This is a genomic window from Flavonifractor plautii ATCC 29863 (assembly GCF_000239295.1).
GTDB classification, from domain to species: Bacteria; Bacillota; Clostridia; order Oscillospirales; family Oscillospiraceae; genus Flavonifractor; species Flavonifractor plautii.
The window spans coordinates 39,111-45,724 of the sequence record NZ_JH417833.1 but is presented as its reverse complement, the minus strand read 5'-3'; the positions used below and the strand labels follow the sequence as shown (position 1 = coordinate 45,724).

At 65.4% G+C, this 6,614-nt stretch carries 7 protein-coding genes; 4 read left to right on the top strand and 3 right to left on the bottom strand.

What is annotated here, in order from left to right:
• Positions 1–157: 157 nt before the first annotated feature.
• The gene (locus HMPREF0372_RS15125; protein ID WP_039997739.1) at positions 158–760 is read right to left on the bottom strand and encodes a DUF6064 family protein; all 603 of its coding nucleotides are present in this window, start codon (positions 758–760) and stop codon (positions 158–160) included.
• A 205-nt stretch (positions 761–965) separates the two neighbouring features.
• Between HMPREF0372_RS15125 and HMPREF0372_RS15120 the strand changes: the two genes are divergently transcribed.
• Complete coding sequence (locus HMPREF0372_RS15120; RefSeq protein WP_007494335.1) at positions 966–4,232, top strand: PD-(D/E)XK nuclease family protein; 3,267 nt, start codon at positions 966–968, stop codon at positions 4,230–4,232.
• Here HMPREF0372_RS15120 and HMPREF0372_RS15115 read toward each other — a convergent pair.
• Positions 4,186–4,443, bottom strand: a complete 258-nt coding sequence (locus tag HMPREF0372_RS15115; RefSeq protein WP_039997735.1) for a hypothetical protein — start codon at positions 4,441–4,443, stop codon at positions 4,186–4,188. The genes HMPREF0372_RS15120 and HMPREF0372_RS15115 overlap by 47 nt on opposite strands.
• Before the next feature lie 54 nt (positions 4,444–4,497).
• On the opposite strand from HMPREF0372_RS15115, the gene HMPREF0372_RS15110 reads away from it, so the two are divergent.
• Positions 4,498–4,719, top strand: coding sequence for a helix-turn-helix domain-containing protein (locus tag HMPREF0372_RS15110; protein ID WP_009259567.1), 222 nt, complete (start codon positions 4,498–4,500; stop codon positions 4,717–4,719).
• A 130-nt stretch (positions 4,720–4,849) separates the two neighbouring features.
• Positions 4,850–5,068, top strand: a complete 219-nt coding sequence (locus HMPREF0372_RS15105; RefSeq protein ID WP_007494324.1) for a helix-turn-helix domain-containing protein — start codon at positions 4,850–4,852, stop codon at positions 5,066–5,068.
• A gap of 270 nt (positions 5,069–5,338) precedes the next feature.
• Here the strand turns inward: HMPREF0372_RS15105 and HMPREF0372_RS15100 are convergent, their stop codons facing one another.
• On the bottom strand, positions 5,339–5,905 hold the full coding sequence (locus HMPREF0372_RS15100) for an MntP/YtaF family protein (RefSeq protein ID WP_007494320.1): 567 nt from the start codon (positions 5,903–5,905) through the stop codon (positions 5,339–5,341).
• A 124-nt stretch (positions 5,906–6,029) separates the two neighbouring features.
• Here HMPREF0372_RS15100 and HMPREF0372_RS15095 point away from each other — a divergent pair, with 124 nt between their 5' ends.
• Complete coding sequence (locus HMPREF0372_RS15095) at positions 6,030–6,614, top strand: hypothetical protein (RefSeq protein WP_007494317.1); 585 nt, start codon at positions 6,030–6,032, stop codon at positions 6,612–6,614.

Genomic DNA, 6,614 nt, shown 5'->3' with positions numbered 1-6,614 from the left:
GCCGCCCATTTGGGCGGCGGCCGTCTCGCGCGCATGGAGACTAGCGGGGGACATAGACCAGCTCGGTCATGCCGTTGTGGACGGCGGTATGGAGCAGATGGAGCTTCCGCTCCTCCGCCAGCGCCCCGAACAGCGAAACGCCGCTCCCCTTTGAAAACTAGTTCCGCCTAGCCGACCTTACGGCCATGACAAGCTGTACAGCCCCATACAGGCCGCAGAGCAGGAGAATTGTGTCCTCATAGGCGTGAAAAAAGATCGATTTAATCCCAGTCAGCCCCCAAAGAGTCAGAAGAGCAAGGAGAAGCCTGTTCTTGTGCCGGTAACCCGCACAGACCGTGATGCTCAGACTGACAATGGGACAGGGCATAATATGTGTCACCATTTGCGGAAAGGCGTTTCCCAGAAGGAGGGAGACGAGGGGGTAAAGCAGCCAGAGCAGCAGAAGCAGGGCCTGCACGGCGGTGGGTTTTTGGAGCGTATCCGCTCCGTTGTGCCTGCTCTCATACAGGAACAGAATGCCGAAGAGCAGATAGAGCGGAAGCGCAAAATACTTCTGGATAGGTTCTGATCCATAACGGGCGAAAAAAGCGAGACCGATCCACAAGTTTGCGATTCCGAGGGCAAACTTTGCCGCCCATGGTGCCTTTTGGGTGTAGGACAGCGCGAACATAATCAGGAGAACGAGCAAGAGGACGATTTGCAGGCCCCATGTATCCATATTATAGGCCCCGATTACCTTCCAGAAGATCTGTGCGTCCAATTTGCCGCACCTCCAAATTGCGATATTGTTTATTGTAGCATATCGGAGGGATGTGCTCAACGGGGAAGTCCCCGCTGTCCAAGATTGCGCGGCGGGGCGGGATATGATATAATTTAATATCTGACCAAAGAATGGGGGGAGAGACATACTCAAGCTGCTGCTGGGCCGGGCGGGGACGGGAAAGACCCGGGCTCTGCTGGAGGCCATGGCCGCCGGGGACGGGCGGCCCCAGATCCTGATCGTCCCCGAGCAGCACTCCCACAGCATGGAGCGCCAGCTCTGCGCCATCGGAGGCAGCCGGGTGTCCCTCTTCGCCGAGGTGCTCTCCTTCACCCGGCTGGCCAACCGGGTGTTCTCCGTGTACGGCGGTTTAGCCGCCCCGGCGCTGGACGGGGGCGGCCGCCTGCTGCTGCTGTGCGCCGCCCTCAAGTCGGTGGCCCCGGAGCTGCGGGTGTACCAGCGCCCCTCCCGCAAGCCCGCCTTTCTCTCCGGCCTGCTGGCCACGGTGGACGAGCTCAAGACCTGCCGCATCACCCCGGAGCAGCTCTGGACCGCGGGGGAGGAGAGCGGCGGCGGGGAGGGGGACAAGCTGCGGGACCTCTCTCTCATCTACGGCGCCTACGAGGCCATGACCGCCCGCCAGGGGGCCGACCCCCGGGACCGGCTGACCCGGCTGGCGGAGGCGCTCACCCGGGAGGACTGGGCGGTTGGGAAGGACTTCTACCTGGACGCCTTCACCGACTTCACCCCCCAGGAGCGGGCGGTGCTCTCCGCCCTGCTGGGGAAGGCCAATTCCGTCACCGTGGCCCTCACCTGCGACAAGCTGGAGGAGGACGAGGGGGGCGCGGGGATCTTTTCCCCCGCCCGCCGCACCGCCCGCCAGCTCCTCCGGCTGGCCCAGGAGCGGGGCGTTTCCCGGGAAATTGAGGTGCGCGCCGGCGGGGCCGGGCCCAAGACGGCGGCCCTGGCCCACCTGGAGGGCCAGCTCTTTGCCACCCGGCCCGCCCCCTATGAGGGCGCGGCGGAGGAGCTCACCATGCTGAAGGCCAACAGCCCCTACTCCGAGGTGGAGTGGACGGCGGCGGAGATTTTGCGCCTGGTGCGGGAGGAGGGGTACCGCTTCCGGGACATCGCCGTGTGCGCCCGCAGCCTGGAGGGCTGCGGCTCCCTCGTCGAGACCATCTTCGCCCGGTACGGCGTGCCCGTGTTCCTCAGCCGGATGAGCGACATTCTGCAAAAGCCCATTCTGGCCCTCATCACCTCCGCCCTGGAGGCCGCGTCGGGGGGCTACCGCTATGACGACGTGTTTCGCTATCTGAAAACCGGGCTCACCGGCCTGTCGGCGGAGGACGTGGATCTGCTGGAGAACTACGTGCTCAAGTGGAGCTTGGAGGGGAGCGCCTGGACGGGGGCGCGGGACTGGGCGAACCACCCCAGGGGGTATGGCCTGCCCTTCTCCGAGGTGGACCGGGCCCTGCTGGCCCGGCTCAACACGCTGCGGCGGCAGGTGGCCCAGCCCCTGGAGGGCCTGCGGAAGAACCCGGACAAGACGGGCCGGGGGCAGGCGATCGCCCTCTACACCTTTCTGGAGGCGGCGGGGGTGCCGGAGCGGCTGGCCCAGCGCACCGAGGAGCTGAACCGCCGGGGGCAGGCCGCGCTGGCGGAGGAGTATGCCCAGCTCTGGGAGATCCTCTGCGGCGGCCTGGAGCAGTGCGCTCAGATCCTGGGGGACGCCCCCATGGAGCTGGACGAGTTCTCCAAGCTCTTTGCCCTGGTGCTCTCCCAGTACGACGTGGGCTCCATCCCCGTGTCCCTGGACCGGGTGAATGTGGGCGACATGCCCCGCCTGGCCCACCGGGCCTGCCCGGTGGTGTTCCTGCTGGGGGCGGACGACGGGGCCATCCCCGCCGCCGCGCCGTCGCCGGGCCTGCTCAACGACGACGACCGGAGCCTGCTGGCCTCCTACGGGCTGGAGCTGGCCCCCCGGCTGTCCGACAAGCTGTACCGGGAGATGACCATCGTCTACGAGACCTGCGCCCTGCCCCAGCGGCGCTTCTATGTGAGCTGGGCGGCGGCCGGGCCCGACGGGGAGGAGCGGCGGCCCTCCTTCCTCCAGTCCAAGCTGAATTTCCTGTTCCCTCAGGCCCGGCGGGTGGAGGAGGGGCGGCTGGACGGCTCCTTCCGGCTGGCGGCCCCCCGGCCCGCCCTGGAGCTGGCGGGGCGGTTCCCCCAGGCCGGGGCGGCCCTGCGCGCCCTGCCGGAATACGCCCCCCTGGTGGAGCGGATGGAGCGGGCCGCCCGGATGGAGCGGGGGCGGCTCACCCGCCCGGCGGTGGACGCCCTCTATGGGAGGCGGGTGCCCATGTCCGCCTCCCGGATGGACAAGTACAAGTCCTGCCACTTCTCCTATTTCATGCAGTACGGCCTGAAGGCCGAGCCCCGGCGGGCCGCCGGGTTCCAGGCCCCGGAGTACGGCACCTTCGTCCACTATGTGCTGGAGCACGTGCTGCGGGCCTGCCGGGAGCGGGGTGGCGTGAAGGAGGTTCCGGCGGAGGAGCTGCGCACCCTGGCCCAGGCGGCGGTGGAGCGGTACGTCAGCGAGGAGCTGGGCGGGCTGGAGCACGAGACCGCCCGCTTCCGCTATCTGTTCCGGCGGCTGCTCAAATCGGTGTACGCCGTGGTGGACAACGTGGCGGAGGAGCTGCGCGCATCCCAGTTCCAGCCTATTTCCTTCGAGCTGGGCTTCGGCGCGGGGAAGGATCTGCCTCCGGTGGAGCTGAGTGTGGACGGCATGACGGTCAGCATCTCCGGCTTCGTGGACCGGGTGGACGGCTGGGAGCACGATGGGCGGCTCTATCTGCGGGTCGTGGACTACAAGACGGGGCGCAAAACCTTTGATCTGACGGATATCTGGAACGGCATGGGCCTTCAAATGCTGCTCTACCTGTTCACCCTGGAGCGAGAGGGGGAAGCGCTTTACAACCGGGAGATCATCCCGGCCGGCGTGCTCTACCTGCCCGCCCGGGACGCGGTGGTCGCGGGCAGCCGGGCCATGAGCGAGGCCGAGCGCCGGAGAAAGGTGGACGCCGAGCTGCGGCGGCGCGGCATTGTGCTGGACGAGCCGGAGGTGCTCGCCGCCATGGAGGAGCCGGGGGAGGCGGGCATCCGTTTCCTGCCCGTGAAGGTGAACAAGGCCGGGGCCATCACCGGCGAGGCGCTGGTCTCCGCCGAGCGGCTGGGCAAGCTGGCCCGGCACACCGGGCGGATTCTGGAGGAGATTGGCCGGGAGCTGGCCGCCGGCAACATCGCCGCCGACCCCTTCTGGCAGGGGCCGGATCACAATGCCTGCCAGTGGTGCGAGTACGCCGCCGCCTGTCACTTCGAGGAGGGCCGGGGCGGCGACCGACGGCGCTTCCTGCCTGCCGTCAGGGGCGAGGAATTCTGGCAGGCGGTTGCGAAAGAGCAAGTATGAGTTGGGAGCCCAGATACAGCCCGGAGCGGAACTGTTCGTCGCTCTCGATGGCGGAGAGCTTGCACAGCTCCGACCAGAAGTCGTCCAGGAACGCGGCGGAGAAGCCCTTTCCAAGGCGGGTCATGTAAGTATCGACAACGGCAAGCTGCTTGCGGTATTCTGGAGAAGTCTCATGGGTCATCAACTGCTGTAATTCTAAGAGATCAAACATGATAGAACCTCCTTTTGTTGAGAATAACTCCACATGTCAAGAGAGGAGCGGAAAATGGCCACTTTTGAGGAGCGGCTTACAAAGCTGCGTACGAAAGCAGGGGTGTCACAACAGGCGATCGGGGATGCCTTGAACGTGTCCCGCTGGGCAGTTCACAATTATGAGGCGGGGAAAAACCGGCCGGATTTTGATGGCCTGATCGCCCTGGCCGACTATTTCGACGTCTCCCTGGATTATCTGGTCGGACGCTCCGACCGCCGGGAGCGCAACCCGTAGGGGCGGCCCTTGTGGCCGCCCGCAGTCAGGAGCAGGCCCGGCCCTGTTGGAATTGCAATCGGTCAAACATAGCAATAGATGCCTCTGAACAGGAACAAATTGAGCCTGTTGATAAATTGGGGGAATCATTATGACGTTTGGACAGAGACTGGGCATGCTGCGGAAAGAAAGAGGTTATACGCAAAAGACCTTTGCACAGGAGCTGAGCGTAACAGAGCGGTGTATTCGGGCCTATGAAAATGAGACGCGCCATCCTGATTACTTTGGCCTGATCGCCCTGGCCGATTATTTCAATGTCTCCCTGGACTATCTGGTCGGACGCTCCGACCGCCGGGAGCGCAACCCGTAGGGGCGGCCTTTATGGCCGCCCGCGGGCGACCACAAGGGTCGCCCCTACGCCGTTATGTACTGGGGCGGGTCCCCTGCTGGATGTACCCCTGTAGATGGGGGCTGACTCTAGGCCTTGTTTGAAAAATAGCAATATGACCAGCGGCGAGGAATTTTGCCCGCTGGCAAGCAATTTTTTCGCAGGAATCCTGGCGGATTTCAAGGAAAAATTGGGCCGTCCAGAGGGCAAACGGCCCGGCGATTGGGCGTGTTGACTATTTTCAAACAAGGCCTAGCCCACCGCCTCCCAGATGCCCAGCAGCACCAGCAGCGCGCCGGAGAGGGGGAGGGCGTATTTGCCCAGCAGCCGCCCGGCCAGCTTATCCCCCAGGGCGCGGCCCAGGGGGAGGGCGGCCAGGGTGACCAGGAAATTCGCCAGGGCCGCCCAGCCGGGGGCGATACCGGACACCCCGGCGGCCACGCCGATGCCCGCGTTGTTCACCGCCAGGGCGGCGGCCAGGGAGACGCACCCCCAGAGGGTGGCGGCCCGGTTTTCCCCTTCCGCCTCCCCGGCGGGTCCCAGGCGGCGCAGCCAGTCCAGCACGAACCACGCCCCGATGCCCACCAGCACCAGCCCGCCCAGCAGGTTGGGCAGCGGCCCGCTGAGCACCCGGGCGGCCCCGGCCCCCAGGAGCAGGGAGGCCCAGGTGATCAGGGTGGTGAGGGCGGCGATAATCAGGCTGTGGGACAGGGAGACCCGCACGCCCTTCACCGCGTAGCCCATGGAGAGAATTACAGTATCCAGATTACAGGCCGCGGCAAACAGGACCGCGGCCAGAAGCAGCGAAAGCCATTCCATAGCACTCCTCCTATTCCGTCCATCCTATGCCGGGTGTGAAACAGGGGTGCCGAGGGTGGCTTTTCACCGGAATTTATGCTATACTGGATTTTACTATCTGTGAAACGGAAAGGGAGACTGCCCCATGAGCGCCAAGGAAGAATTTATCGAGATCTACCGGGAGAACATCCGGCGGGACGGGGCGGATGCCCTGCTGGACTACCTGGAGCACAAAAGCGATTTTTTCACCGCCCCGGCCTCGGCCCGGTTCCACGGGGCCTACGCGGGCGGCCTGTGTGAGCACAGCGTCAATGTCTACCACTGCCTGACCGCCTACCTGGAGCGGGAGCGGGTGAAGGAGCTGTACGGCCTGGAGTACCCGGCGGAGAGCGCCGCGCTGGTTTCACTGCTCCACGACGTGTGCAAGACGGGCTGCTACAGGGAGGGCTCCCGCAACGTGAAGGGCCCCGACGGCAAGTGGCAGGCGGTGCCCACTTTTTTCTACGAGGACCCCCTGCCCTACGGCCACGGGGAGAAGAGCGTCTACATCCTCTCCGGCTTCCTGCGCCTCACCCGGGAGGAGGCCATGGCCATCCGCTGGCATATGGGCTTCTCCGGCGACGAGGACAAGCGGCTGGTGGGCCAGGCCCTCCAGCAGTATCCCCTGGCCTTCGCCCTCAGCGTGGCCGACATGGAGGCCACCTATTTCCTGGAAAAGGAGGAGAGCTGA

What these genes read in the sequence shown, in the direction of transcription:
- HMPREF0372_RS15120 (WP_007494335.1), top strand. Translation starts at nt 966, where the DNA reads ATGGCCGCCGGGGACGGGCGGCCCCAGATCCTGATCGTCCCCGAGCAG.
- HMPREF0372_RS15095 (WP_007494317.1), top strand. Translation starts at nt 6,030, where the DNA reads ATGAGCGCCAAGGAAGAATTTATCGAGATCTACCGGGAGAACATCCGG.
- HMPREF0372_RS15115 (WP_039997735.1), bottom strand. Translation starts at nt 4,443, where the DNA reads ATGTTTGATCTCTTAGAATTACAGCAGTTGATGACCCATGAGACTTCT.
- HMPREF0372_RS15105 (WP_007494324.1), top strand. Translation starts at nt 4,850, where the DNA reads ATGACGTTTGGACAGAGACTGGGCATGCTGCGGAAAGAAAGAGGTTAT.
- HMPREF0372_RS15110 (WP_009259567.1), top strand. Translation starts at nt 4,498, where the DNA reads ATGGCCACTTTTGAGGAGCGGCTTACAAAGCTGCGTACGAAAGCAGGG.
- HMPREF0372_RS15100 (WP_007494320.1), bottom strand. Translation starts at nt 5,905, where the DNA reads ATGGAATGGCTTTCGCTGCTTCTGGCCGCGGTCCTGTTTGCCGCGGCC.